The 22,119-nt window shown below is 52.6% G+C and carries 25 protein-coding genes and 1 pseudogene; 13 read left to right on the plus strand and 13 right to left on the minus strand.

Going from position 1 to position 22,119, the window contains the following annotated elements; translation table 11 throughout:
* Positions 1–22 precede the first annotated feature (22 nt).
* From PMI17_RS08700 to PMI17_RS08715, 4 genes are read left to right on the plus strand one after another with little or no spacing between them, the layout of a single operon-like run.
* The gene (locus PMI17_RS08700; protein ID WP_007888338.1) at positions 23–1,300 is read left to right on the plus strand and encodes an ABC transporter substrate-binding protein; all 1,278 of its coding nucleotides are present in this window, start codon (positions 23–25) and stop codon (positions 1,298–1,300) included.
* A 2-nt stretch (positions 1,301–1,302) separates the two neighbouring features.
* Positions 1,303–2,214, plus strand: coding sequence for a carbohydrate ABC transporter permease (locus PMI17_RS08705; protein ID WP_007888339.1), 912 nt, complete (start codon positions 1,303–1,305; stop codon positions 2,212–2,214).
* The gene (locus PMI17_RS08710) at positions 2,211–3,029 is read left to right on the plus strand and encodes a carbohydrate ABC transporter permease (protein ID WP_007888340.1); all 819 of its coding nucleotides are present in this window, start codon (positions 2,211–2,213) and stop codon (positions 3,027–3,029) included. The genes PMI17_RS08705 and PMI17_RS08710 overlap by 4 nt, the downstream gene beginning before the upstream one ends.
* A 12-nt stretch (positions 3,030–3,041) precedes the next feature.
* Positions 3,042–3,968, plus strand: a complete 927-nt coding sequence (locus PMI17_RS08715; protein WP_007888341.1) for a metallophosphoesterase — start codon at positions 3,042–3,044, stop codon at positions 3,966–3,968.
* 78 nt (positions 3,969–4,046) lie between these two features.
* Here the strand turns inward: PMI17_RS08715 and PMI17_RS08720 are convergent, their stop codons facing one another.
* Entirely contained in the window at positions 4,047–4,772 is a 726-nt protein-coding gene (locus tag PMI17_RS08720; RefSeq protein ID WP_052013347.1) for an HPP family protein, read from the minus strand.
* Positions 4,773–4,952: 180 nt separating this feature from the next.
* Between PMI17_RS08720 and rluF the strand changes: the two genes are divergently transcribed.
* Positions 4,953–5,834: a 23S rRNA pseudouridine(2604) synthase RluF gene (gene rluF, locus PMI17_RS08725; protein WP_007888343.1), complete on the plus strand. Its 882-nt coding sequence runs from the start codon at positions 4,953–4,955 to the stop codon at positions 5,832–5,834.
* 38 nt (positions 5,835–5,872) lie between these two features.
* On the opposite strand, the gene PMI17_RS08730 is transcribed toward rluF, so the two are convergent.
* The 3 genes from PMI17_RS08730 to PMI17_RS08740 all read right to left on the minus strand — a co-directional run bounded on the left by PMI17_RS08730 (position 5,873) and on the right by PMI17_RS08740 (position 8,819).
* Complete coding sequence (locus tag PMI17_RS08730) at positions 5,873–6,613, minus strand: nitroreductase family protein (RefSeq protein ID WP_007888344.1); 741 nt, start codon at positions 6,611–6,613, stop codon at positions 5,873–5,875.
* Between the two features lie 142 nt (positions 6,614–6,755).
* On the minus strand, positions 6,756–7,520 hold the full coding sequence (locus tag PMI17_RS08735; RefSeq protein WP_007888345.1) for a hypothetical protein: 765 nt from the start codon (positions 7,518–7,520) through the stop codon (positions 6,756–6,758).
* A gap of 270 nt (positions 7,521–7,790) precedes the next feature.
* Positions 7,791–8,819 (minus strand): NADP-dependent oxidoreductase, encoded by a 1,029-nt coding sequence (locus PMI17_RS08740; protein WP_007888346.1) that lies wholly within the window; start codon positions 8,817–8,819, stop codon positions 7,791–7,793.
* A 263-nt stretch (positions 8,820–9,082) separates the two neighbouring features.
* Here PMI17_RS08740 and PMI17_RS08745 point away from each other — a divergent pair, with 263 nt between their 5' ends.
* Genes PMI17_RS08745 through PMI17_RS08755 form a run of 3 tightly spaced genes read left to right on the plus strand, consistent with a single transcriptional unit; the run spans position 9,083 to position 12,884 of the window.
* Positions 9,083–10,435 carry an MFS transporter gene (locus PMI17_RS08745; RefSeq protein WP_007888347.1) on the plus strand — a complete coding sequence of 451 codons (1,353 nt, stop codon included), beginning with the start codon at positions 9,083–9,085 and terminating at the stop codon, positions 10,433–10,435.
* On the plus strand, positions 10,413–11,756 hold the full coding sequence (locus PMI17_RS08750) for an enolase C-terminal domain-like protein (protein ID WP_007888348.1): 1,344 nt from the start codon (positions 10,413–10,415) through the stop codon (positions 11,754–11,756). Before PMI17_RS08745 ends, PMI17_RS08750 begins: the two co-directional genes overlap by 23 nt.
* Positions 11,757–11,765: 9 nt before the next feature.
* Positions 11,766–12,884: a beta-propeller fold lactonase family protein gene (locus PMI17_RS08755; RefSeq protein WP_007888349.1), complete on the plus strand. Its 1,119-nt coding sequence runs from the start codon at positions 11,766–11,768 to the stop codon at positions 12,882–12,884.
* Positions 12,885–12,940: 56 nt separating this feature from the next.
* On the opposite strand, the gene PMI17_RS08760 is transcribed toward PMI17_RS08755, so the two are convergent.
* From PMI17_RS08760 to PMI17_RS08770, 3 genes are all read right to left on the minus strand, one after another.
* A complete protein-coding gene (locus PMI17_RS08760) occupies positions 12,941–13,345 on the minus strand; it encodes a cupin domain-containing protein (RefSeq protein WP_007888358.1) in 405 nt (134 codons plus the stop codon).
* Positions 13,346–13,463: 118 nt separating this feature from the next.
* Positions 13,464–14,894 carry a cytosine permease gene (locus PMI17_RS08765; RefSeq protein WP_007888360.1) on the minus strand — a complete coding sequence of 477 codons (1,431 nt, stop codon included), beginning with the start codon at positions 14,892–14,894 and terminating at the stop codon, positions 13,464–13,466.
* Between the two features lie 289 nt (positions 14,895–15,183).
* Positions 15,184–15,465: a VF530 family DNA-binding protein gene (locus PMI17_RS08770; RefSeq protein WP_007888363.1), complete on the minus strand. Its 282-nt coding sequence runs from the start codon at positions 15,463–15,465 to the stop codon at positions 15,184–15,186.
* Positions 15,466–15,601: 136 nt separating this feature from the next.
* Between PMI17_RS08770 and PMI17_RS08775 the strand changes: the two genes are divergently transcribed.
* Entirely contained in the window at positions 15,602–15,910 is a 309-nt protein-coding gene (locus PMI17_RS08775; RefSeq protein ID WP_007888365.1) for a hypothetical protein, read from the plus strand.
* Positions 15,911–15,928: 18 nt separating this feature from the next.
* On the opposite strand, the gene PMI17_RS08780 is transcribed toward PMI17_RS08775, so the two are convergent.
* Positions 15,929–16,588 carry a DUF1345 domain-containing protein gene (locus PMI17_RS08780; protein WP_036620626.1) on the minus strand — a complete coding sequence of 220 codons (660 nt, stop codon included), beginning with the start codon at positions 16,586–16,588 and terminating at the stop codon, positions 15,929–15,931.
* Between the two features lie 244 nt (positions 16,589–16,832).
* Between PMI17_RS08780 and PMI17_RS08785 the strand changes: the two genes are divergently transcribed.
* The 3 genes from PMI17_RS08785 (at position 16,833) to PMI17_RS24475 (ending at position 18,219) form a co-directional block, all read left to right on the plus strand.
* Entirely contained in the window at positions 16,833–17,603 is a 771-nt protein-coding gene (locus tag PMI17_RS08785) for a type IV toxin-antitoxin system AbiEi family antitoxin (protein ID WP_007888369.1), read from the plus strand.
* Positions 17,600–17,767: a hypothetical protein gene (locus tag PMI17_RS25365; protein ID WP_007888370.1), complete on the plus strand. Its 168-nt coding sequence runs from the start codon at positions 17,600–17,602 to the stop codon at positions 17,765–17,767. Before PMI17_RS08785 ends, PMI17_RS25365 begins: the two co-directional genes overlap by 4 nt.
* A 170-nt stretch (positions 17,768–17,937) precedes the next feature.
* On the plus strand, positions 17,938–18,219 hold the full coding sequence (locus tag PMI17_RS24475; RefSeq protein ID WP_007888371.1) for a hypothetical protein: 282 nt from the start codon (positions 17,938–17,940) through the stop codon (positions 18,217–18,219).
* Between the two features lie 125 nt (positions 18,220–18,344).
* Here PMI17_RS24475 and PMI17_RS08795 read toward each other — a convergent pair whose 3' ends face one another.
* Together PMI17_RS08795 and PMI17_RS08800 are read right to left on the minus strand one after the other, a co-directional pair.
* Positions 18,345–18,545, minus strand: coding sequence for a hypothetical protein (locus PMI17_RS08795; RefSeq protein WP_007888372.1), 201 nt, complete (start codon positions 18,543–18,545; stop codon positions 18,345–18,347).
* A gap of 88 nt (positions 18,546–18,633) precedes the next feature.
* Positions 18,634–19,116 carry a MarR family winged helix-turn-helix transcriptional regulator gene (locus PMI17_RS08800; protein ID WP_007888373.1) on the minus strand — a complete coding sequence of 161 codons (483 nt, stop codon included), beginning with the start codon at positions 19,114–19,116 and terminating at the stop codon, positions 18,634–18,636.
* 446 nt (positions 19,117–19,562) lie between these two features.
* Between PMI17_RS08800 and PMI17_RS24785 the strand changes: the two are divergent.
* Positions 19,563–19,742, plus strand: a pseudogene (locus PMI17_RS24785) (IS3 family transposase); the annotation flags it as partial.
* 577 nt (positions 19,743–20,319) lie between these two features.
* On the opposite strand, the gene PMI17_RS08810 reads toward PMI17_RS24785, so the two are convergent.
* The 3 genes from PMI17_RS08810 to PMI17_RS08820 all read right to left on the minus strand — a co-directional run bounded on the left by PMI17_RS08810 (position 20,320) and on the right by PMI17_RS08820 (position 22,047).
* Positions 20,320–20,748 carry a hypothetical protein gene (locus tag PMI17_RS08810; RefSeq protein WP_007888375.1) on the minus strand — a complete coding sequence of 143 codons (429 nt, stop codon included), beginning with the start codon at positions 20,746–20,748 and terminating at the stop codon, positions 20,320–20,322.
* A gap of 156 nt (positions 20,749–20,904) precedes the next feature.
* On the minus strand, positions 20,905–21,114 hold the full coding sequence (locus PMI17_RS08815; protein ID WP_007888377.1) for a glycine zipper 2TM domain-containing protein: 210 nt from the start codon (positions 21,112–21,114) through the stop codon (positions 20,905–20,907).
* Positions 21,115–21,315: 201 nt separating this feature from the next.
* Positions 21,316–22,047, minus strand: a complete 732-nt coding sequence (locus PMI17_RS08820; protein WP_036620629.1) for a YoaK family protein — start codon at positions 22,045–22,047, stop codon at positions 21,316–21,318.
* Positions 22,048–22,119 lie beyond the last annotated feature (72 nt).

Genomic DNA, 22,119 nt, shown 5'->3' on the forward strand with positions numbered 1-22,119 from the left:
GTCATTTGCTGAAGGGAAAATCATGTCTGCGATTCGTTACTCACGCGTTGCCTCTGCTTTAATGCTCGCGGTTGCTGCTTCGGCCTTCGCCGCCGATCCGGTCAAGCTGCAAATGTATTATCCCATCGCGGTAGGTGGCAAAGTCAGCCACACCGTGGATGCGCTGGTGGCTGATTTCCAAAAACAGCACCCGGAGGTGAGTATCCAGCCGGTGTATACCGGTGACTATGCCACCACCGTAACCAAAGCGCTGACCGCATTTCGCGGTGGTAACGCCCCGCAAATGGCGGTGATCGGCGATATCGAAGCCTATTCATTGATAGATGCCGGGGCGATTGTTGCCACCAGCGATCTGGCGAGCGGCGACGAGGGTAAAAAGTGGATCGATGGTTTCTATCCAGCGTTTCTGCGCCACATTGGCGGCAAAGTGTGGGGCGTGCCGTTCCAGCGCTCAACCGTAGTGATGTACTGGAACAAACAGGCGTTTGAGAAAGCCGGTTTGAACGCCGATACGCCGCCGGCTAACTGGCAGCAGGTGGTGGAGTTCAGTAAGAAGCTGACGATTAAAGATGCTAACGGCGTCAGCCAATGGGGCATCGAAATTCCGTCTACGCCAAACGGCTACTGGAATTTCCAGGGCTTATCCGCCACCAACGGCGGCCGTCTGGATAACGGCAAAGGCACCGCCGTTAACTTCAACACGCCGGGCAACGTAGAAACCCTGCAGTGGCTGACCGATCTCGGTCAGAAAGAGCAGGTATCGCCGAAAGGCGCGATTGCGTGGGGCACCACACCGCAGGACTTTATTAGCGGTAAAACCGCCATGATGGTGACCACCACCGGTAACCTGACCAACGTGCGTGATAATGCAAAATTCCCGTTTGGCGTGGCGATGCTGCCCGAGAAAACCCAACGCGGCAGCCCAACCGGCGGCGGTAACCTGTATGTCTTCAAAAACGCTTCAGCGCAACAGCAGAAGGCGGCGATGGAATTTATTCGCTGGGTGACATCGCCTGAGCAAGCCGCGCGCTGGAGTATCGCCACCGGTTATGTGGCCACCTCGCCAGCTGCCTGGGACACCACGGTGATGAAGGATTACGTTAAACAGGTGCCGCAGGCGCTGGTGGCGCGTGAGCAGTTGAAATATGCCCAGCCCGAGCTTTCAACCTATAACAGCGTGCAGATTCAGGATGCGTTGAATCACGCGGTCGAAGCGGCGGTCACCCAGGCGAAAACGCCGGCTGAAGCGCTGGAAGGCGCGCAGAAGCAGGCCGATCGTCTGCTCAAGTCCTACCAATAATCATGAGCACACTCCTCACCGTCGCGCCGGTTTGTCGTCCCCGGTTATGGTCGATGCAGCTGTATGGTTATCTGCTGATTTTGCCAGCGCTGAGCTTTTTGCTGCTGTTTACGCACTATCCGGCAGTGGCGACGGTGTGGGAGAGTCTGTTTAGCGCGGCACGTAACGGACATCCCGCCCATTTTGTTGGGCTGGATAACTATGTTGCGCTGCTGGATGACGACATCTTTATTCAGTCGCTGTGGAACAACCTGCTGTATGCGGCGATCACCATTCCGCTGGCGGTGACGCTGGCGTTGCTAATGGCGCTGGCGGTCAATCGACAGATGCGCGCCAATGCGCTGGTGCGTAGCGCATTCTTTATTCCATCGCTGCTGCCGATGATCGCCATCGCCAATTTATGGCTGTTTTTTTATACGCCGCAGCTCGGTTTGCTGAATAAGCTGTTGGCGCTCTTTTCCCTGCCAGCGATCAACTGGCTCGGCGAACCGGAAAGCGCGCTCTATTGTCTGATGGCGGTGTCAGTGTGGCGCGAAGCGGGCTTTTTCATGATTTTCTATCTCGCCGCATTACAGCAGATCGATCCACGCCTGAGCGAAGCCGCGCAAATAGAAGGGGCGTCGCGTCGCTATTTCTTCCGGCGCGTGCAGTGGCCGCTGTTGATGCCCACCACGCTGTTTGTGCTGATCAACGCGTCGATGAATGCTTTCCGCATTGTCGATCAGGTGATTGCGATGACCAACGGCGGACCGAATAACAGCAGCAGCCTGCTGCTGTTTTATATCTATCGCACCGCCTTTAGCTTCTGGGATATGCCGGCGGCCGCGGCGATGACGGTGGTGCTGCTGGTGATCCTCGCCGCCATTGCGCTGATCAAATTTAACCTGTTGGACAAGCGAGCCCATTACCAATGAAGCCAAAACTTTCTGTTGGCCGTCTGTGCCTGAACAGCGCAATTGGGCTTGCGGCGCTACTGTGGTTTTTGCCGATTCTGGTGGCGTTGTGGGTGGCGATTCATCCGGCGTCGGATCAGGCTAGCTTCGCGCTGCTGTCGCCGCTGACGCTGCAAAACTTCGTCAATGCCTGGCACGCCGCGCCGTTTGGCCGCTATTTTCTCAACACTACACTGCTGGTGCTGATGATTGTGGTGGTGCAGCTGATTCTGGCGACCATGGCTGCCTATGCGCTGGTGCGTTTACGGCTCAAATTCTCCGGCGTGATCTTTGCGCTGATTCTGCTGCAGCTGATGATCAGTCCCGATGTGCTGATTCTGAATAACTACAAAACCATCGGTGCGCTGGGTTTACGCGATACGCTGACCGGCATCGCGCTGCCGTATTTCTCCTCGGCGTTTGCCATCTTTCTGCTGCGGCAAACCTTCAAAAGTATTCCGCTGGTGCTGGAAGAGGCGGCGATTGTCGAAGGCGCCAGCCGATTCTATATTCTGCGCAAAATTTATATTCCGCTGGCGAAGCCGATTTACGTAGCCTTTGCACTGGTATCGATCAGCTTCCACTGGAATGATTTCCTCTGGCCGCTGGTGATCACCGATTCGGTCAACGTTCGGCCGCTGACTGTCGGCCTGCAGCTGTTCTCCGCGCCGGAGCAGGGCGTGCAGTGGGCGTTGATTGGTGCCGCCACATTGATGACCACCTTGCCGCTGCTGGTGCTGTTCCTGATTTTTCAGCGTCAGTTTATTCAGTCGTTTATGCGTGCCGGCATTCGCTAAGGAGTGATTTTCGTGTCTTATCCGCATCCGCATCCGCATCCGCATCCGCTGACCGCCTTGCAGCGTGAGTTGCTCGGCGATGTCGCCGAGTTGTATGCACGGCCTGGCCTGCGTGCCGCGCCGCTGAATGGCACGCTGCGCTTTGGTTTGATTGCCGATCCGCAATATGCCGACATCGACGCCGATGTTGCGAAAAATCTCTACTATCGGCAGGCGTTGCACAAGCTGCCGCAGGCCATTGAGGAGCTGAATCAGCAGCCGCTGGATTTTGTCGTCACGCTCGGTGACCTTGTCGATCGCCACTGGCACAGCTATGCGGCGATACTGCCGCTTTACGACCGCCTCGAACATCCGCATGCGGTGGTGCTGGGCAATCACGATGCGCAGACCATTACGCAGCATCTCAATGAGGCCGCCGCGCTGCCAAAAAGCTACTACGCCTTCGGGCTGCCGGGCTGGCGCTTTATTGTTTACGACGGCAACGATGTCAGTCTGTATTGCAACACGCTGAACGGTGACGACCGTGCGCAGGCGGAGGCGATGCTGGTGGATCTCACCGCGCGACAACAGCCGCAGGCAAAACCGTGGAATGGCGCGGTAGGATCACAACAGCTGGCGTGGATTGAACAGCAGCTGCAGCAAGCCGCGCAGCAGGGGGAAAAAGTGGTGGTATTTGGCCACTATCCGCTGGCGCCACACAACAGCCACAACTTACTCAACGGTAGTGAGCTGGCAGATCTGCTTTCTAGTTACAACATACTTTGTTGTTTTTCCGGACATGACCATCGCGGCGGCTTTGCGCGCATCGGTCAAACAGGCTTTTATACCCAGAAAGGCATGCTGGACGGTGCAGAGGATGTGCCGTTTGCCGTGGTGGAGATTGAGGGTGAATCGGTACGCGTGACAGGTTATGGCGGGGAAGTTAGCTGGTCGCCATGAATGGCGACCCCACAGGCATGACAGCGATGGCGAACGAAAGTCGCTCAGCGCTTAACTTCTCGGCATTACGCCACATCACTATGATGCTAGCCGCTGCCGACGAATGGCGATCTCTTCGGCACGTTGCAGCAGCTGCTGCAAATCATCTTCATCGATATCCAGCAGCTCGCCACTTTTCAGCGCCTGATGCAGGTCGTCGCGCGTAATCGGCACATCAATCACGACGGGCGGTGCTTTGGCTTCCGTCGCCGCCAGCGGATGCGGGTAGCGGCGTCCGGCCAGATTATTAAACACCAGCGCCAGCAGTGCCAGACACACCGAATTCAACAGCACCGGCGTAAGAATAAAGTGGTAACCCAACTGCTGCACGCCGTTGCCGCCAAGAATAGCGGTAAGCGCCACCGCGCCGCTAGGCGGGTGCAGGCATCGTAGCTGAAACATCACGGCAATCGTCAAACAAGCCGCCACGCCGCATGCCAGCGCAGGATGGGGAATATACAGCGCGGTGGTTACACCGATGACGCCCGCTACCAGATTGCCACCGACAATCGACCACGGCTGTGCCAGCGGACTATTGGGTAGGCCGAACAGCAACACCGCAGAAGCGCCCATCGGCGCGACAAACCACAGATTCACTTCGCCCAGCAGCCAATGACTGGTAAGGCTGGTAATCATTAATCCCAATCCTGCGCCAATACTGGCGATGACCCGCTGCTTTTTGCCCACCGGTAAAGGATGTGGCCAAAGGCGGGCCAGAAACGTGCGCACGGATGCAATCCATGTCACCGATGGCTGATGTGTCATGCGGGGGGTCACTCTGTCATAAGAAAAAACGATGGAGGCGAATTGTCGCCGATCGATCCTATAGGAACAACCACATTGTTAGTGTGCTGTTATCTTAAGGTGAGAGAAATGCTGATGATTGTCGCGACGCTTAACCAACGCCTAAGGTTGCTGTATAGTCCGTTTTTTTTCGGAGGAACCATGCTGCCTAACTCATCTACCCGCCTGAATAAATACATCAGCGAGAGCGGTATCTGCTCACGCCGCGATGCCGATCGTTATATCGAACAAGGCAACGTTTTCATTAACGGCAAACGCGCGGCCGTCGGTGCGCAGGTATTTGCTGGGGATGAAGTGAAAGTGAATGGGCAGCTGATTGAACCGCGTGACGAAGAAGATTTGGTGCTGATTGCGCTGAACAAACCGGTTGGCATCATCACCACCATGGAAGAGGGTGAGCGCGATAACATCGGCGATTTCGTCAATCACAGCAAACGCGTGTTCCCGATTGGTCGTCTGGATAAAGATTCGCAGGGGCTGATCTTCCTCACCAATCACGGCGACCTGGTGAATAAGATCCTGCGTGCCGGTAATAACCACGAAAAAGAGTATGTGGTTACCGTTGATAAGCCGATCACCGATGAATTTATTGCCGGCATGGGCGCAGGCGTACCGATGCTCGGCACCGTGACGAAGAAGTGCAAAGTTAAGAAAGAGTCGACCTTTGTGTTTCGCATCATCCTGGTTCAGGGGCTGAATCGTCAGATTCGTCGCATGACCAAGCACTTCGGTTTTGAAGTGACCAAGCTTGAGCGCACGCGCATCATGAACGTCAGCCTGAAAGGCATTCCGCTCGGCGAATGGCGGGATTTGACCGATGACGAACTGATCGATCTGTTCAAACTGATTGAGGACTCATCATCCGAAGATCAAAAAACGCAGAAGACGCAGGCGAAGAAGAAACCGGCCGCAGCGGGGAAAAAACCGGCCGTCAGCGCGGCGAAATCCGGTGAGAAAGCGGGCGCGAAACCGGCTAATCGCCAGCGGTTCGCCCAGCCAGGACGTAAAAAGAAAGGGCGTTAATTCTTCATTCCCCGCGCACCCGGCGCGGGGAAACGAAATTACTTGTCGTTGCCAAATCCCTGCTTTTTCAGCGCGTCCAGCACGTGCGGGAAGTAGATCTTGTGATAATAGCCGCTGACGCTTTCGCTCCAGCTCTCACCATCATCGCGTCCGATGTTCTTCCAGTGCTGCACCATCTGCTGATTGTAAGCGTCGATATGTTGCTCCAGCCCGGCAGGCTGATACTGCTCTTCATGACGGAAAGTGGCTAACGGCAGACGCGGTTTCTGATGTGCAGGTTGATCCACATGACCAATCACCACGCCAGCCACCGGGAAGGTGTATTGCGGCAGATCGAGCAGGCTAATTAACGCCTGCGGATCGCGACGAATGCCGCCAATCGGCACAATACCCAGACCTTCCGCACGCGCCGCCGCCATAATTGAACCCAGCGCAATACCAATATCGGTCGAGCCCGAGACAATGCTTTCGATACTCTGCTGCGCAATTTGTTCGCGATCGATGGCCTGCATCGCCAGACGAGATTTATGCATATCCAGCACCAGGGTAATAAATACCGGTGCTTTGGCAATCCACGGCTGACCGCCGGCAATTTGTGAAATCTGCGCGCGTTTCGCGGCATCACGTGTGACCACCAATGAGACTTGCTGCGAGTTCACCGAAGTAGGCGCGTGATAAGCGGCCGAAATGATGCGATCCAGCACCGCATCCTCAACGGATTGATCGGTGAAACTGCGGTCGCTTTTGTGGGTGGTGAAAATATCGATTAATGAACTCATTGTTCCTCCAGATTGGGAGGCGAGAGCGTAACAGAAGTCGGTGTAAGTGGATTTAACCGTTGTTGCCGTGGCTAACTACTTATTTTGCATAAGCAAAGTGCGGATAGGATTAAAAAAATAGAGCCGGTGCATGCAGCACCGGCTAAGCGACTTGCGCAGCCACAATCGCCGAATGAATACTACGGTCGGGTCCGCTAAGCATCACGGTTTTACCTGAACGTAGTCCACGCTGGAACTGGCTCATTCGCTCTTCGCTAATGCCGGCTCCGCACCACAGCAGGTGATGATCGTGGCGGCTTTCAGAACCATAAAGGATCGGTTGCGAAGTTTGATCCACCTCGACACAGAATCCTTGTCCGGTCAGGCGAATCGCTTCCAGCCAAATCTCGGTTTCATCGCCTTTACTCACCACTTCCAGCAGCAGAGGCATATTTTGCTGCCGTGATGACGCGCGTTTCACGCAATCGCTGTGATGCAGGATGGCATCATGAAAGCGCGCCAGACGCCGGGATGCGCCGCGACGGGTATCATCGCGCAGCCAGCGGTTAAGCGGTTTCATCAACACCTCGATAAAATCGTCGCTGCTGTAATCGCCCGCCAGATTGCGCACGGTGCGCGCCAGTTCGCGGTCGGAGCCGATTTCCAGCTGGCGTAATACATCACCGCGACGTGCCATCCAGGCTGAGGAGGTGTATTCCAGTCCGCAATGGCGTCCCTGATAGATCTGCCACAGCGTGGCACCACCGGCGGTTAACGCCATCATGGCCAGAACTTCATCAACCTGATGACGGCTCCAGTCCTGATTGACGTGGTTTTCAGAAATTAATCCACCGCGTAACCAGCGACGCAAATTCGCGCGATTAGCACCGGTAATGGCGCATACGGTTTCAGTTGAATAAAAGTACATAACGAGCCCTCAGATTGAGGGTGAATTGCCGTGGGCGTTAACCCAGGATGAGCAACCATCCTGAACCTTATCTGTATGGATTACCAGTAATCTTTAAGCAGATCTTAACAATATTCGAACAAGCGAAGCGTGAAACAGCGCCGGAAGCCATGCGGTACAAGGCTTCCGGCTGAGCTTATTTTTTATCCAGCCAAACCTGTGACAAATTGCCTTCGATACCATAAACAGTAACGATGTCGTTATGCGATAGGCTAATACATGGCAAAAAAGTTACCGCGTCACTTTCACCACGGTTTTACCGAAGTTTTTGCCTTGCAACATGTCGAAAAACGCCTGCGGCGCGTTTTCTAATCCGTCGATCATATGTTCGCGATAGTGGATTTTTTGCTGCTCCACCAGCGGTGTCATCGCCTTGAGGAATTCCGGATAACGATCGCCGTAATCCTGGAAGATGATAAAGCCCTGCATGCGAATACGACGCTTAAGAATGCCGCCCATAATTTGCGGCGTGCGATCCGGGCCTGGCGGCAATTCGCGACTGCTGTAGCCAGAAACCAGGCCGCACACCGGCACGCGCGCGGCGGTATTCAGCAGCGGGAATACCGCATCAAACACTTTGCCGCCGACATTCTCGAAGTAGATATCGATACCGTCCGGGCAGGCCGCCGCCAGCTGTTGTGCAAAATCGTCACGATGATGATCGATGCAGGCGGAAAAACCGAGCTTCTCAATGGCGTAGCGACACTTCTCTTCACCACCCGCGACGCCCACGACATGACAGCCCTTGAGTTTACCCAACTGACCAACGGTTGCTCCCACCGGTCCGGTGGCCGCCGCGACCACCAGGGTTTCGCCTTCTTTCGGCTGGCCGATATCCATCAATCCCATAAAGGCGGTGAAGCCCGGCATGCCGAGAATACCCAGCGCCCAGGAAGGATGGGGCAGATCGCCCAGTTTCGCGACGCCAGTGCCGTCTGACACCGCATAGCTTTGCCAGCCGCTTTGCGCGAGAACCCGATCGCCTTGCTTAAAATCGGCATGTTTGGATGCAGCAACTTCGCTTACCGTGCCGCCTACCATGGGCTGATCAAGCTCAGCCGGTGCGGCGTAGGATTTGCTGTCATCCATGCGCCCACGCATGTACGGGTCAAGCGATAAGTACAGCGTGCGCAGCAGGATCTCGCCATCCTTCAGTTCAGGAATCGGCTGCTCAACCAGGCGAAAATTCTCTTTTACCGGTTCGCCTTCAGGGCGTGAGGCTAAAAGCCAGGCCTGGTTACGTTGATTGGATTGCGACATTTTTACCTCTATTAGCGTTTTCACGTGAGGCAAGTGTAGTTGAGGAATAGGGAGGTTTGTGCGCTGGCTCAACATCTGTTTTTAAAGCCGATGTTGAGCCAGCGCACAAAGCGCGACAAAACTTTACGTTGGAAATTAACATAACCCTATGAATTTTAACAATCATAGGGCATTTGCCTAAGCGGTCTCGGGCAATATCCCATACCCGTGCGTTAACTCTGCTGCGTATATCTATACGGTGTTTTAATCCCTACAGGTGACGCATGACACAACAACAATATCCATTATCCCCCGATCATCAGGCGCTTATCGCCTCCGCCATCGGCAAGTTTTTCCGCCGCATTATTCCGATGCTGGCGCTGATGCTGATCGTTAACCAGATCGATCGCGCCAATATCGGTTTTGTGAAAGCTGAACTGCAAACCGATGCGGGCATCAGTGCTGCGGCTTTCGGCTTAGGTGCCGGGCTGTTCTTCATCGGCTATGCGCTGTTTGAAGTGCCGAGCAATATGATGCTGAAGAAGCTCGGCGCACGCGTGTGGCTGACGCGCATCATGATTACATGGGGCATGGTGGTGGTGCTGACCGGTTTCGTTAGCACGCCGCTGCATTTTTATCTGCTGCGTTTTCTGCTGGGCGTGGCGGAAGCTGGCTTCTTTCCCGGCGTGCTGTTCTATTTTCGTCAATGGGTGCCCAACGCCTGGCGAGGCCGCGCCACGGCGATGGTGCTGAGCGCCACGGCCAGCGCTTTTCTGTTTTCCGGTCCGCTTACCGGCGCGATTCTGATGATGCATGATGTCGGCGGGATCGCCGGTTGGAAATGGGTGATGTTTATGGAAGGCGGCGGATCGATAGTGATCGGTTTGCTGGCTGCCTTTGTGCTGGTATCAAAACCGCAAGGGGCAAAATGGCTCAGCGAAGCGGAAAAACAGGCGCTGGCGCAGCAGTTGGCGCTTGAGGATGATGCCCGCGAAGAGCATGCCGTTAGCCACAGTCGCTGGGGATTGATCGCCGACCGCAGTTTGCTCACCTACTGCCTGATCTTCTTCACGATGACCATGACCGGTTACACCCTGGTGTTCTGGTTGCCGCAAATCATTCAACGCATTCAGGGCTTCAACAGTTTCGAAACCGGGCTGCTGACCGCCATTCCCTGGCTGTTCGCCATCGTTGCGCTGTTTCTGCTGGGTAAAGCCACCGATCGCTATCGCGATAAGCTGGATAAAGGACTCGGCATCGCCATGCTGATTGCCGCATGCGGCACCTTTATGGCTACGCTTGGCACGCCGTGGTTTGGCTTTGTGGCGATGATTGTGGCTTGCATTGGTTCCAAGGTGAGCGCGGCCTTCTTCTGGCCGATGCCGCAAAGTGAATTGCCCGCGTCGATTGCCGCACCCGGCATTGCACTCATCAATTCGATTGGCAACCTCGGCGGCTTCTTTGCGCCCACGGTATTCGGCTACCTGGAAATGCACACCGGCAGCACCACCGGCGGCCTCTACGCACTGACCAGCGTGTCAGTGATTACCGGCCTGTGGCTGCTGCTGCGTCGCAAACCCGTTCCCCCCGCATTCGGTCACACGGAGAGAAACCATGTCAGACAGTCCAGTCATTAAATCGATGCGCATCGTGCCGGTTGCCGGTTACGACAGCATGCTACTGAACATCGGCGGCGCCCATAATTGCTACTTCACGCGCATTATCGTGATATTGACCGATTCTGCCGGGCATACCGGCGTGGGCGAAACGCCGTGTCATGCGTCGACCTTGCAACTGCTGGAGCAGTTCCGTCCGCTGATTGAGGGCAGTTCGCTGCTGCGCCTCAATGCCACGCTGAGCCAGCTATTCAGCAGTGAAGCGCGTCTGCAACAAACCTCGCATACCAACGACATCCATATCCCGCAGATGAATCCGGAGAAGTTCTATAATGCTGCCGCAGCGATAGAAGCGGCGCTGCTGGATCTGCAAGGCAAACTGTTTAATCTGCCGGTGGCGGATCTGCTCGCCAGCGGCAAACAGCGCGATCGCATTCCGGTGCTGGGATATTTGTTCTACATCGCCGATCGCAAGCGCACCACGATGAATTATCGCTCGGGAGATGATGAGCAAGAGGGCTGGTTCCGCCTGCGTCATCAAGCGGCGATGGATAGCGCAGCGCTGGTGCGTTTAGCCGAAGCCGCGGTTGAGCAATACGGCTTCCGCGACTTCAAACTAAAAGGCGGCGTGCAGGCCGGTGAAGTGGAAGTTGAAACGGTAGAAGCGCTGCTGGCACGCTTTCCCGAGGCGCGCGTGACGGTGGATCCCAATGCCAGCTGGTCATTAGAGGACGCGATCCGCTTTGGCAAACAGCTGGCGGGTAAAGTGCCATATCTGGAAGATCCTTGCGGCGCGGAACAGGGCTATTCCGGGCGGGAAACGCTGGCTGAGTTTCGCCGCGCCACCGGCGTGCCGGTCGCCACCAACATGATCGCCAACGACTGGCGCCAGCTGCATCACGCGCTACAGCTTAATGCTATTGATATTCCGCTGGCCGATCCGCACTTCTGGACGATGCGTAACGCCAACGTAGTGGCACAGCTGTGCAACGAATGGGGGCTGACCACCGGCTGTCACTCCAATAATCACTTTGATATTTCGCTGGCGATGGTGGCGCATCTGGGCGCCGCCGCGCCGGGCGATCGTCAGACGGCTTTCGATACGCACTGGATATGGCAGGATGGCCAGCAGCTGACGCGTCAACCGCCGCAAATCCGCGATGGTTATCTGGAATTACCGCCTGGGCCAGGCTTGGGCATTGAGCTGGATATGGAGCGCCTCGAACAGGCGCATGCGCTTTATCAGGCGCTGCCGGACAAGAATCGTAACGATGCGCTGGGTATGCAGTTTTTGATTGATAACTGGCGCTACGACGCCAAACGTCCGTCATTGGTACGCTAAAGGAGCAGGATGAAGACCTTATTACCTACGGTGACGCTAATAGCGTCAATGATGGCGAGTGCGCCTTTACTGGCACAAACCTTTGTTTATGTTTCGGAAGCGGATGACGGCACCATCGCCCGCTACGCGCTCAATGAGCAAACCGGTGCGCTGCAATTGCTGGGTCGTACCCATGCCGGCGGCAAAGTGATGCCAATGGCGTTGAGTGCCGATCATCGACATCTTTATGCGGCGATCCGCAGCAAGCCTTTGCAACTGGTGAGCTGGAACATCGACAGTAAAACCGGCGATCTGAGCCAAACCAGCGCCGTCACCGCCGCAGCCAGTTATCCTTATATCAGCACGGATAAACAGGGACGCTTTTTGCTCGGCGACTCTTACGACGGTGACGTGGTGCATGTTTATAAGCTCAATAGCGATGGCAAGGTGATTGCGCCGCCGGTTGGCAGCTTCAAAACCGGCCATGCGGCACATTCAGTGATTGTGGATGCGAGCGGCAATTCTGCTTATGTCGGCAATCTCGGCACCGACCGCGTGCTGCAGCTAACGCTAAGCGCGCAGGGTGAATTAACTGCGCTGGGTAACGGTTACGTCAAAACGGCTGCGGAAAATGGCCCGCGCCATTCAGTGCTTTCACCTGACAATCGCTATCTCTACAACATCGGCGAGATGGGCGGCATTATCGCGCAATTCCGCCGCGAAGCCAGCGGAGAGCTGGTAAAAGTGGCGGAGACGCCGAATGCCGTCGCCGCGCAATATAAACTCGAACATGGCCGTGAGCGTCCGCCAGGTTATAGCGACACCACGCCACGCATCTGGTCGGCCGATATTGGCCTGACGCCGGACGGACGTTTTCTCTATGTTAGCGAGCGAACCAGTAGCACCATTACCGGCTATCGGGTCAATAGCGCCGATGGCAAACTGACGCTGATTGCTAGCTGGCAAGTGGAGAAGCAGCCGCGCAGCATGGCCATCACCGCTGATGGACGCTGGTTAATTGCCAGCGGCGAGAAGAGTAAGGTCATCGGTAGCTATGAAATTGATGCAGAAAGTGGGGCGCTGAAGCGAGTTAGCGAAGCACCTGCCGGACGCGATGCGAACTGGGTGACGATAGTCAGTTACAAATAGCCGTTCATGCGAACCTGGTCGGCATTGATGGCGACCAGGTTCGCATCATTAACCCATCAAAGCTGCTGATAATGCTCGTCAGAGACAGGTTCCAGCCACTCGTTTGAGGCGCCTTCGGCCGGCACCGCGATGGCAATGTGGGCGAACCAGCTGTCCGCTGCGGCGCCATGCCAGTGCTTCAATCCCGCAGGAATGTTAACCACGTCGCCAGACACTAACTGACGCGCCGGTTGGTTCCAGGCCTGATACCAACCGCGTCCTCCCGTCACCAGCAAGATCTGGCCACCCCCATGATGGATATGCCAGTTGTTACGGCAACCCGGTTCAAACACCACATTACCGATCGTGACGCCTTCGGTTGTCAGCATGTTTAGATAGCTGGTACCGGTAAAATACTGTGCCAATGCGTCGTTTTTTGGCCCTTTCGGGAAAATACCATTGCCATCAAATTGCTCGCTCATCTTTTTCTCCATATATGCAGCGTTGATAAAGTGTAGCGGCGGGGCGATGGAATGATAATGCGCTCACAGCAGAATACACTTGTGAGCGCCATTCATTAATGCAATTGCGGTGACAACGTCACTGATTGGGGTAAACAGATTGCATTAGTCGGCCGCGACGATCGAACTTGCTGGCGATGAGCCACAGCAGTGCAGTAACAAACCAGCCAATAATCCATGACACATCATTCCCCGCGAAGATCCAGGTTAATGATCCGTGATGCAGCGGGTTATCAATAAACGGCAGCTGTACCAGCACGCCGCAGAAGTAGACAATAATGCCCGCCCAGTTCCAGCGGCCGTAGCGACCGTGCGGCTGAGAAAGCGCCGGGACATCGACCTTTCCTTTGGTGATCAAATAGAAATCCGTCAGGCTAATCGCGCTCCACGGTACGAAAAAGGCCAGCAAAAACAGCAGGAAATGGGTAAATGATTTAAGAAATGCCGGTTCGCTAATCAACGCAATGACGCAAGAGATCGTCACCATCAGTACCACAAACAGGATACGACCCGCGCGGCTGAGCGAGGTTTTCTGCCGAAATCCTGAGACGATGGTGGTGAGCGACATAAAGCTGCCGTAGGCGTTCAGGGTAGTAAAGGTGATCTTGCCAAAACAGATCGCGAAATAGATCACCATCGCCATGGTCGCGCTGCTGCCTAAACTGACGATATAGCCGACTTCATTCACTGAAAAAGCCTTACCCGCAATGGCTGCGACGATCACACCTAAGGTCATTGAAGCCTGAGTGCCTAAAACCGTGCCGAAGAACACGCTGCTGAACAGTTGCTTCGCTGAGACATTTTCGGGTAAATAGCGCGAATAGTCAGAGACGTACGGGCAAAATGCAATCTGCCATGAGGAGGAGAGCGATACGGCCAGTAAGAAATTGCCGACAGTGAAATGCTGGTTTTGCCATACCGCTGATAAGTCATGACTGGAGAGTAGCGTGATGAACAGATAAATAAAGGCGAGGACGCCAATCACGCTGGCCACTTTACCGAGCTTATGAATGACGCGATACCCCAGTACCGCAATCACCACAATGATGGCACTGAACAGAATCATGCCAGCCGCATTGCTGGTATTGATCAGTTTAGCCAGCGCCTGGCCGGCCAGCACCGTGCCGCTGGCAGAAAATCCGACGTACATAATACAAACCAGCACTAACGGAATCACCGCACCATAAACGCCAAACTGCATGCGGCTGGTGATCATTTGCGGTAATCCCAGGCGCGGCCCCTGGATGGCGTGCAGTGACATGATCGCTGCACCAACAATCTGCCCAACCAGTAAACCAATAATCGACCACACCACATCGCCGCCCAACACCACGGCCAGCGCGCCCGTCACAATGGCGGTGATTTGCAAGTTACCGCCAAACCACAGGGTGAACTGGCTGAACGGATGGCCGTGACGTTCGCCTGGTGGAATGTAATCAATGGACCGCGTTTCTGACAGGCGCTGTTTATCCGCGCCCGCGTAATCTGCTGCAGGTGATTCGGCTGACATAGTTTCCTCGCTGAAGCGTCTAAGAGTGGCGAATTATTGTTAGTAGGATGTGAGATCTCTTGGTGATACATGTATATACATGTATCGATACTGGCATGCAGAATGGAAACTTACAATATGCTCAGCCATTGGAAAATGTGATGACGCGGGCAAGGTTATGAAGTTTTGCGTGGTATTACGCGCAGGGAAAGTGCGTGAGTTTAATGACGCTGCTACGTGAATTCTGGAAAAAGCGCAGGGGGATTATTGCTGAGATTTCACGTAGCGTTGGCGGGATTGTCGCCTGAAATTACTTGTCGCGACCCATCGTCCAGGGATTGGGCTCGGCATCATCGCTTTTATTAACGGCGAAATCGTCCAGTGAATCCAGGTACAGCGCCTCCACCTCAGCGCGTGCCCACGGCGTGCGGCGCAAAAATTTCAGGCTTGATTTAACGCTGGGATCGCTTTTAAAGCAGTTGATATTAATCAGCTTAGCCAGTGCAGCCCAGCCATAATGAGCGACCAGCGCATTGATTTGCATCTCAAGCGTTACGCCGTGCAACGGGTCTTTAGAGCGATGATCGTTCATAGAAATTCCTTAAAAATGGTGACGGGGAAGGTTACAAGAAAGCCAGGCTAGCGGCAATGGGGCGATCTTCATTGCCGGTAATTCCACCTCAATGCTGTACACTTGTGGCTGCGAATTCACTAATGGACGATACGCTATGAACGACAAGAAAATGATTTCCATCGATCAATTCAATCTCAATGAACGCGTGGCGGTAGAAGAGGTGATGCGCGGGTTGGTAGAGAAGTATCGCCAGCGCACCGGCAAAGAGCCGGACGCCAAAAAAGAGAAAGAGTTCACGGCAGAAGCCCGGCAACAGGTTATGACCACGAAACTGGCTAAAGAGAAAGCCATCGCGGAAAAAGCCAAAAAAACGCCGACCCGCCGCAAGAAACCGGAATCGTTGAAAGAGAGCGAAGTCAGCGATTTCAACTGGAAAGCGTCAGTGATTAAAGGTCGCCGTTAATCCGCTGCTGTTGCTGGCTCAACTCAGCAATCCGGCACCCACGTTTACCGATAACCCCAGTATCGCCAGATTGAAGATAAACGAGATGACCGATTGCAACAGCGTTATTTTGCGCATTTCCGTGGTGCCGGTGGCAACATCCGCTGTTTGCGACGCGACGGCGATGGTGAAGGCGAAGTAGATAAAATCCCAGTAGTCGGGATCGTCAGGCTTTTCCGGGAAGATCATCGGCGTGACGTCTTTGCTGCGGTGCAGATAGTGATGGTGGGCATAGTGCATTGCAAAGGAACTGGGCAGTAATGCCCACGACACAATCAGCGTCATCGCCGTTAGCAGTAAATGCAGCGCGCGCGGCGTTCCCGTGAGAGCGTGCAGGGATGAAAGCTCACTCAGAATCGCGACGATACTGATCATACAAGCAAAAATCACCATGCCTAACACTAAAGCGGCGCTTTGGTCCTGTATTTTGGCAATGCGCTGAATATCTTTCCCCTCGGTGCGCAACATGCGAAACCAGATAAAAAACAGATATAACCACGCCAAAGCATTCCAGCCAATTAACATGCGCTGCATCATGCCTAACTGCGCCGGAAGTGCGTAATAACAAATGACGCCAGCAATAATTGAAATCAGTAGCCGCAAACGGGCGAACAGGTGAGTGGTTAATGAAGCGCTCATGCAGGTCATCGTTCTGAAATGGTTGATGATGTTAACTGTAGCTGAAGGCGCACCTTAGGGAGTGGCGGGCGAGATTTAAATGAATGACGGCGCTCCAGCGCTATATGCCAACCTAGCCTTACCACAAACCAATTCCCAATGAATGGTTTAAATAAATTTTCTAAAGGGTACCTTTAGTACCTTAATAATTATATTTTCAAACCAAAAGTTTGCTATGGTTTGAAAAATAATCTATAAAAGCATTATGACTACCCTAAAACCATCAAAATTAAACCATCTGTTGAGCACCATTCCTGCTGGAGTGGTGCTTACCTCCGCGTGGCTGATAGAGCAGGGATACAGCCTGGAGTTGCAGAAGCAGTACCGTAAAAGCCAGTGGTTTCAGTCAATTGGAACGGGCGCGGTGATACGCAAGGGCGACAGAGTTGACTACCTTGGCGGACTCTATGCTCTACAGTCACAGCTGGGAATGGCAATCCATCCTGCTGCCAAAACGGCACTTGCTCTCCAGGGCAAATCACATTATCTAGGCCTGAATGAAAATCGCGTGATGCTTTTCGGTCCGCCTGGGGAGAAGCTGCCCAAATGGTATGAGAGTTATGACTGGAGTATGCAAATAGACTGCAAGTCGTCGGGTTTTCTACCTCCGAACCTCGGACTGATTGAGATGGAGCATAAGTCATTCAAAGTAAAGGTATCGAGCCCGGCTCGAGCCATTATGGAATGCCTTTATCTGGCACCCGATCACCAGCCGTTGATGGAAGTCTTCGAGCTGATGGAGGGCTTAAATAATTTGCGGCCACTCACCGTGCAAAAGCTGCTTGAAAGCTGCACGTCGATAAAAGTAAAAAGGCTCTTCCTCTACATGGCAGAGAAAGCCGGTCATGACTGGTTCAGTTTTCTAAAAACCGAAAATATTAACCTGGGAAGTGGTAAAAGAGTCATCGTTCCAGGCGGTAGTTTGAGTAATAAATATCAGATAACTATTCCAAAGGAACTGGAGTCAGGCCAATGAAGGATACCTACAGAAAACAAGTCCAGCTGCTGCTGGATGTGCTTAACTTCCAGGATTTCCCATCAGTGAAATGGAAACTGTTTAACCTGGAAACTTTCCAGAAGAAAAAACCGGCAGAATGGCAGGCTCATATCGATAAACTGGAAGTGGCATTCAGGCTATAAATAGCGTGTTTACTGCACCAGGCTGCAACCGCCGCACGTCGCAGCGGATTCAGTTTTACAAAACAATATTTTTCTCTTAACCTGACCAACGCATGTTGATTTTGCGAGACAGAACAACACCATTGCTAACGCACTCATGCCTGGGAAACAGTGACAATACAGAGATCTTGATGAATAGAAGTTACGATGAACTGATGAAAGACAGAATGATTGGCGAGGCTCTTCTGGCGCTTTTAGAAGATGGCATTGCGATATCGCCTGTGGCACTCATTGCAAAACTCGAGTTTATGGCGGAAAAAGAAGAAGAAAGTTACAAGAAGGCGGCCTGTCAATACGCGTTGACGGAGATAAGAAGCCATAGCGTCAGGACAAACAAGTTGAGTATTGAGCGGGATTTCGGTGATGCGACGTTTAGTCATCAAAACTATGCTCGGGATGATAAAAAGCACTGATTTAAGGCTCTGCTTTAACTCATATGCCAACGCTTTTGTTAATTGTAATACCAATTCAGTGAACAGCAGGAATAGGGCAAAGGGCACACCTTGTGAGGTATCGACGCATTGCTCAACGCCTTTTATTAGCTCATCTTTTCCGCGATTTTGCCCATGGCGTCAACATAACCTCTTTTGAGCTGAATCGGCGCTTGTTCTTCATGTTGTTTCAAAAGCGCGGTGATCAGGTCAATTTGCAAAGGTTGATCGGATTTAAGCAAGCATGAGACTGCATGACCTATTACCGCATGAATGTCATCCATATTTTCTGATTTATCAAATGACATAAAAACTCCTGAGTTCATTAGCTGATAAAATTACAGCCTGTTCCAAAATAGTTAGGTGAATGAATGACTTCCCTATGCTCAAAGCCCGTCAGGGGAGTGCCCTAATAAGTTTTTTACGCAACTCGGCAATTCTCACGGTCAAATCCGCCAGTTCCTCATAAGGTGTATCCATCACTGACACCATGTCGGCGGGAACGCCGGCAGCCTCAATTTTCAATTGTTGACCCTGCGCGGTAACAGAAATCAGTACTCTGCGCTCATCGCGTCCCACATCTCGCGTTCTGCAGATCACGCCGCTCTGCTCAAGTCGTTTTAACAACTGGCTGAGTGTTCCTGAATCGAGCTGAACGCGTGCGCCTAGATCTGAAACCGTGACATTATCTTTTTCCCACAGTGCGAGCATCACCAGATATTGGGGATATGTCAGGCCAAGGGGCTTTAGTCTTGATTGATAAAGTTTAGTCATCGCAAGGGATGCGGAATAAAGTGCAAAGCACAGAAACTGATCGACGGTAACCGGTGCTTCATTTTCTGGTCCTGTACAGCACACTTCATCGTTTAACTCTTTCATATCACCACTAATTCTCGACCGGGGCAGCTCCCGTAGAAACCACGAAGATCCCCAGCACTCTGATTACGTATCACTCTTTTTACGACAGGCACAAAGGAAAACAGACGATAAAAGCCTTCCCGTTGGCGACAAATATATTGACATAAATTAGATTGAAGTCAATTTAAATTGGAAGGGGCTTTTGGCGTGGATTAGGGCTATTAATCAGGTATTTACCATGGTTTGCTTGAGTTCATGTTGCCTGACTGAGAGGATGTCCGGCTGAAAAATCCGGATGGCGTTGAGCGTGCCGCGTTCAGAGTCTGGTGGCGGCATAATATCTCAAACGGAACGGTGTAAAACCGTGACGCGGCTGGAGCGTTTTTGCGGCAAGTGTGGGACCGAAGCCGACGTAATTTTCGCGTAGCAGCGTCAGTATCCGGTAGAGCAATGCATCACCAATCCGGTGCTTCGGGCGTGTCAAAAATGAAATGTACTACGGCAGAAACTGGGCAGGCACAACTCTGGAAGATTTTATGTGCTTCCTGAACAGGTACATACGCTGGTATAACGAGGAGCGTATTAAAATCTCACTAGGTGCAATGAGCCCGGTGAAATACCGTCAGCATCTGAGGATCTCAACATAACCAGTCCAACAAAATATCCGCATCTCCCAGGCGGACATTACTATTGGGGTGCTACAATCTAAGTGCGCATAATCTTGATTATGTTAAATGAGATATGCCAATGCGCACTCAGGCCCAACAAACCTTATCTCCTACCCTAATGACTCCAGCCAACGTTCGCCGCCCTGAAAAATAGATTGAATAAATTCGGCTCGATAAGTGTTAACTCTGCATATACAGAACTGGAGTAAACCCGTGATCCGCTCTACTTATTTAGTCAGCCTTTTATTCCTGATGTGTTCGACAGCACAGGCTGAGACGATTAACTATTTTATCAATACCGAACGCACGGCTTTCCGCGTTGATCGGCTAGTCGGTATTGTTGACGACCACGTAGATATTGAGCTCAGAATTATCGCACAGACGAAAATGCCCTAAGGCCATTTTATTATAATGTAGTTAACGCTCGTCGAATCTCGGCCAGTAATGCGCGCCCTGCTTCACCGATCGCTTTTCGCTATGGTGAATCTCCATGACAAACGTTTTCCAGATTAATGCAGCGAGCAACTAACGCCCCGAAACCTATTGGAATGGCGTATCAGGACAATTCGATCAAATCAGTGAGTGTCTGCCGATCAATTTCAGGGAAGGCTTGATAAATGTCTTCACTCTTCATGGCATAGATTTGCTGAAAATAGGTTTTTGCACCGTCAATGGCACCCATATTGTAGAGCGCACGGGCCATTGTCATTCTTGAAAGTATTTGATCATGCTTCGCTTCCCAATCAAGCGCTTCTTTTGCTGCTTCAATAGCCTCATGATAGCGTTGACAATTCACTAATGCTGCGCCATAACCACCCAAAATCCAGAAATAAATCTCGTCGTCTCGTAGATGTGCCTTCGCTAATTCAGCCGCAGCAGCCCAGGCAAAAGCTGAGGCAAGCTTCTCATTGATTACACCCAGAGAAATACCTTGATTAGCTAAATCTAAAGCTTTCTCTTTCCACGCTTTATGGTGAAATTCCATATTCAAATACCTTGTTAATCTGGATGATTAAATGAGTAAGTTTAAGACATTTTTCTATTCACCAGCAATAAGCAATGAAGCGGAGTGTTCCAGATAGTAATGGTTGTTATGATTCGCTGCCGCTAAATAAGGCAGCGAATCTCAATGGCAAGAAAATTAACGGCTCACTTCATGTCCGATTAAGCCACCAATCGCCGCACCGCCCAGCGTGCCGAAGGTGCTGCCGCCGGTTAATACCGCGCCGCCTACGGCACCGACACCGGCACCAATCGCGGTGTTTCTGCCACGATGAGACATGCCGCAAGCGGTCACCGAAAACATCACCAACATAACCATAGCAATTTTACAGCTGCGTTTTAAAAGCATACAAAGCCTCACTGCCATTATTTTATGGCATGCAAAAGTGTTTATTTGATTGTTGTTAAAATACCCAATCTGTTGTGACTGGCACTGCTCGTCGGCGTGAATTTAAGGGGTTTTCAGACGCTGTGGAAGGTAAAAATTCCTATTTGAAGCTGGCACTAGCAAAGCGGCTTAAGCGGAGCCGCTTTGCTCGTCATCACCAGGTTATGCCGCCGTGCGCTTTACCCGCACCACCGTTCTCACCATCGCCAGCGTGGCGACTATCAACAGAATGGCACCAACCATCGCCATGGCTTTAAAGCCGAGATGTTTGAACATCATCAAACCGACAATGCCACCGATCAGGAAGGAGAAAATGGTGGTCAGATGCGTCCACAGCTGGCGCTTCTGCCCGGATACGTTTTTCGACGGATCGCGACGAAACAGCGCCGCTATGACCGAAGCCAGTGAAATCCCGGCATCGGTTAAGGTGCCGGTAATATGGGTTGAGCGTACGCGGCCATTGGATAATTGCGTTGATGTTGAATTATGTATGCCCATCAGGAAGCCCAGAATGACAATAACTTCGCGATTATTGGCCGATGAATAAAAGAACATTTCAAACAGCGATAATAATATTAATGCCAGCCCTTCCACCCAGAGAATCTGGCAGAAAATAATCCGGTTGCCATTGGCCAATCCGCTAATCACCACCATTCTGGCGGTGACCGCGCCACAAACAAAAGCAAACAGAATGGTAGCTAAAAAGGTGATGTCGCGGAAATTAACGTTCGACACTTCACTGGATAATTGTGAGGTATTGCCTGACATGTGTGAGGGGAAAAAACCAAATGCCCCGAGGGCGATCGCATTAAGCACTCCAGCGGCGGTGGCTAACCACATCGCCAGATTGCGATCCTCATCATGCGTGCGCGTACGTTTAAGTTTAATCAGCATCAGATACCCCATCATTCTGAAATTTGGCCGAATAGTAAACGTAGAGCAAATTGGCAATATTATGACTAGGAA

It is taken from the genome of Pantoea sp. GM01 (genome assembly GCF_000282675.1).
GTDB lineage: Bacteria > Pseudomonadota > Gammaproteobacteria > Enterobacterales > Enterobacteriaceae > Pantoea > Pantoea nemavictus.

Bases quoted from the DNA above. Each gene is read 5' to 3' on its own strand.
- PMI17_RS08700 (WP_007888338.1), top strand. From the start codon at position 23: ATGTCTGCGATTCGTTACTCACGCGTTGCCTCTGCTTTAATGCTCGCG.
- PMI17_RS08705 (WP_007888339.1), top strand. From the start codon at position 1,303: ATGAGCACACTCCTCACCGTCGCGCCGGTTTGTCGTCCCCGGTTATGG.
- PMI17_RS08710 (WP_007888340.1), top strand. From the start codon at position 2,211: ATGAAGCCAAAACTTTCTGTTGGCCGTCTGTGCCTGAACAGCGCAATT.
- PMI17_RS08720 (WP_052013347.1), bottom strand. From the start codon at position 4,772: ATGACACATCAGCCATCGGTGACATGGATTGCATCCGTGCGCACGTTT.
- rluF (WP_007888343.1), top strand. From the start codon at position 4,953: ATGCTGCCTAACTCATCTACCCGCCTGAATAAATACATCAGCGAGAGC.
- PMI17_RS08730 (WP_007888344.1), bottom strand. From the start codon at position 6,613: ATGAGTTCATTAATCGATATTTTCACCACCCACAAAAGCGACCGCAGT.
- PMI17_RS08735 (WP_007888345.1), bottom strand. From the start codon at position 7,520: ATGTACTTTTATTCAACTGAAACCGTATGCGCCATTACCGGTGCTAAT.
- PMI17_RS08740 (WP_007888346.1), bottom strand. From the start codon at position 8,819: ATGTCGCAATCCAATCAACGTAACCAGGCCTGGCTTTTAGCCTCACGC.
- PMI17_RS08745 (WP_007888347.1), top strand. From the start codon at position 9,083: ATGACACAACAACAATATCCATTATCCCCCGATCATCAGGCGCTTATC.
- PMI17_RS08750 (WP_007888348.1), top strand. From the start codon at position 10,413: ATGTCAGACAGTCCAGTCATTAAATCGATGCGCATCGTGCCGGTTGCC.
- PMI17_RS08755 (WP_007888349.1), top strand. From the start codon at position 11,766: ATGAAGACCTTATTACCTACGGTGACGCTAATAGCGTCAATGATGGCG.
- PMI17_RS08760 (WP_007888358.1), bottom strand. From the start codon at position 13,345: ATGAGCGAGCAATTTGATGGCAATGGTATTTTCCCGAAAGGGCCAAAA.
- PMI17_RS08765 (WP_007888360.1), bottom strand. From the start codon at position 14,894: ATGTCAGCCGAATCACCTGCAGCAGATTACGCGGGCGCGGATAAACAG.
- PMI17_RS08770 (WP_007888363.1), bottom strand. From the start codon at position 15,465: ATGAACGATCATCGCTCTAAAGACCCGTTGCACGGCGTAACGCTTGAG.
- PMI17_RS08775 (WP_007888365.1), top strand. From the start codon at position 15,602: ATGAACGACAAGAAAATGATTTCCATCGATCAATTCAATCTCAATGAA.
- PMI17_RS08780 (WP_036620626.1), bottom strand. From the start codon at position 16,588: ATGAGCGCTTCATTAACCACTCACCTGTTCGCCCGTTTGCGGCTACTG.
- PMI17_RS08785 (WP_007888369.1), top strand. From the start codon at position 16,833: ATGACTACCCTAAAACCATCAAAATTAAACCATCTGTTGAGCACCATT.
- PMI17_RS25365 (WP_007888370.1), top strand. From the start codon at position 17,600: ATGAAGGATACCTACAGAAAACAAGTCCAGCTGCTGCTGGATGTGCTT.
- PMI17_RS24475 (WP_007888371.1), top strand. From the start codon at position 17,938: ATGAATAGAAGTTACGATGAACTGATGAAAGACAGAATGATTGGCGAG.
- PMI17_RS08795 (WP_007888372.1), bottom strand. From the start codon at position 18,545: ATGTCATTTGATAAATCAGAAAATATGGATGACATTCATGCGGTAATA.
- PMI17_RS08800 (WP_007888373.1), bottom strand. From the start codon at position 19,116: ATGAAAGAGTTAAACGATGAAGTGTGCTGTACAGGACCAGAAAATGAA.
- PMI17_RS08810 (WP_007888375.1), bottom strand. From the start codon at position 20,748: ATGGAATTTCACCATAAAGCGTGGAAAGAGAAAGCTTTAGATTTAGCT.
- PMI17_RS08815 (WP_007888377.1), bottom strand. From the start codon at position 21,114: ATGCTTTTAAAACGCAGCTGTAAAATTGCTATGGTTATGTTGGTGATG.
- PMI17_RS08820 (WP_036620629.1), bottom strand. From the start codon at position 22,047: ATGCTGATTAAACTTAAACGTACGCGCACGCATGATGAGGATCGCAAT.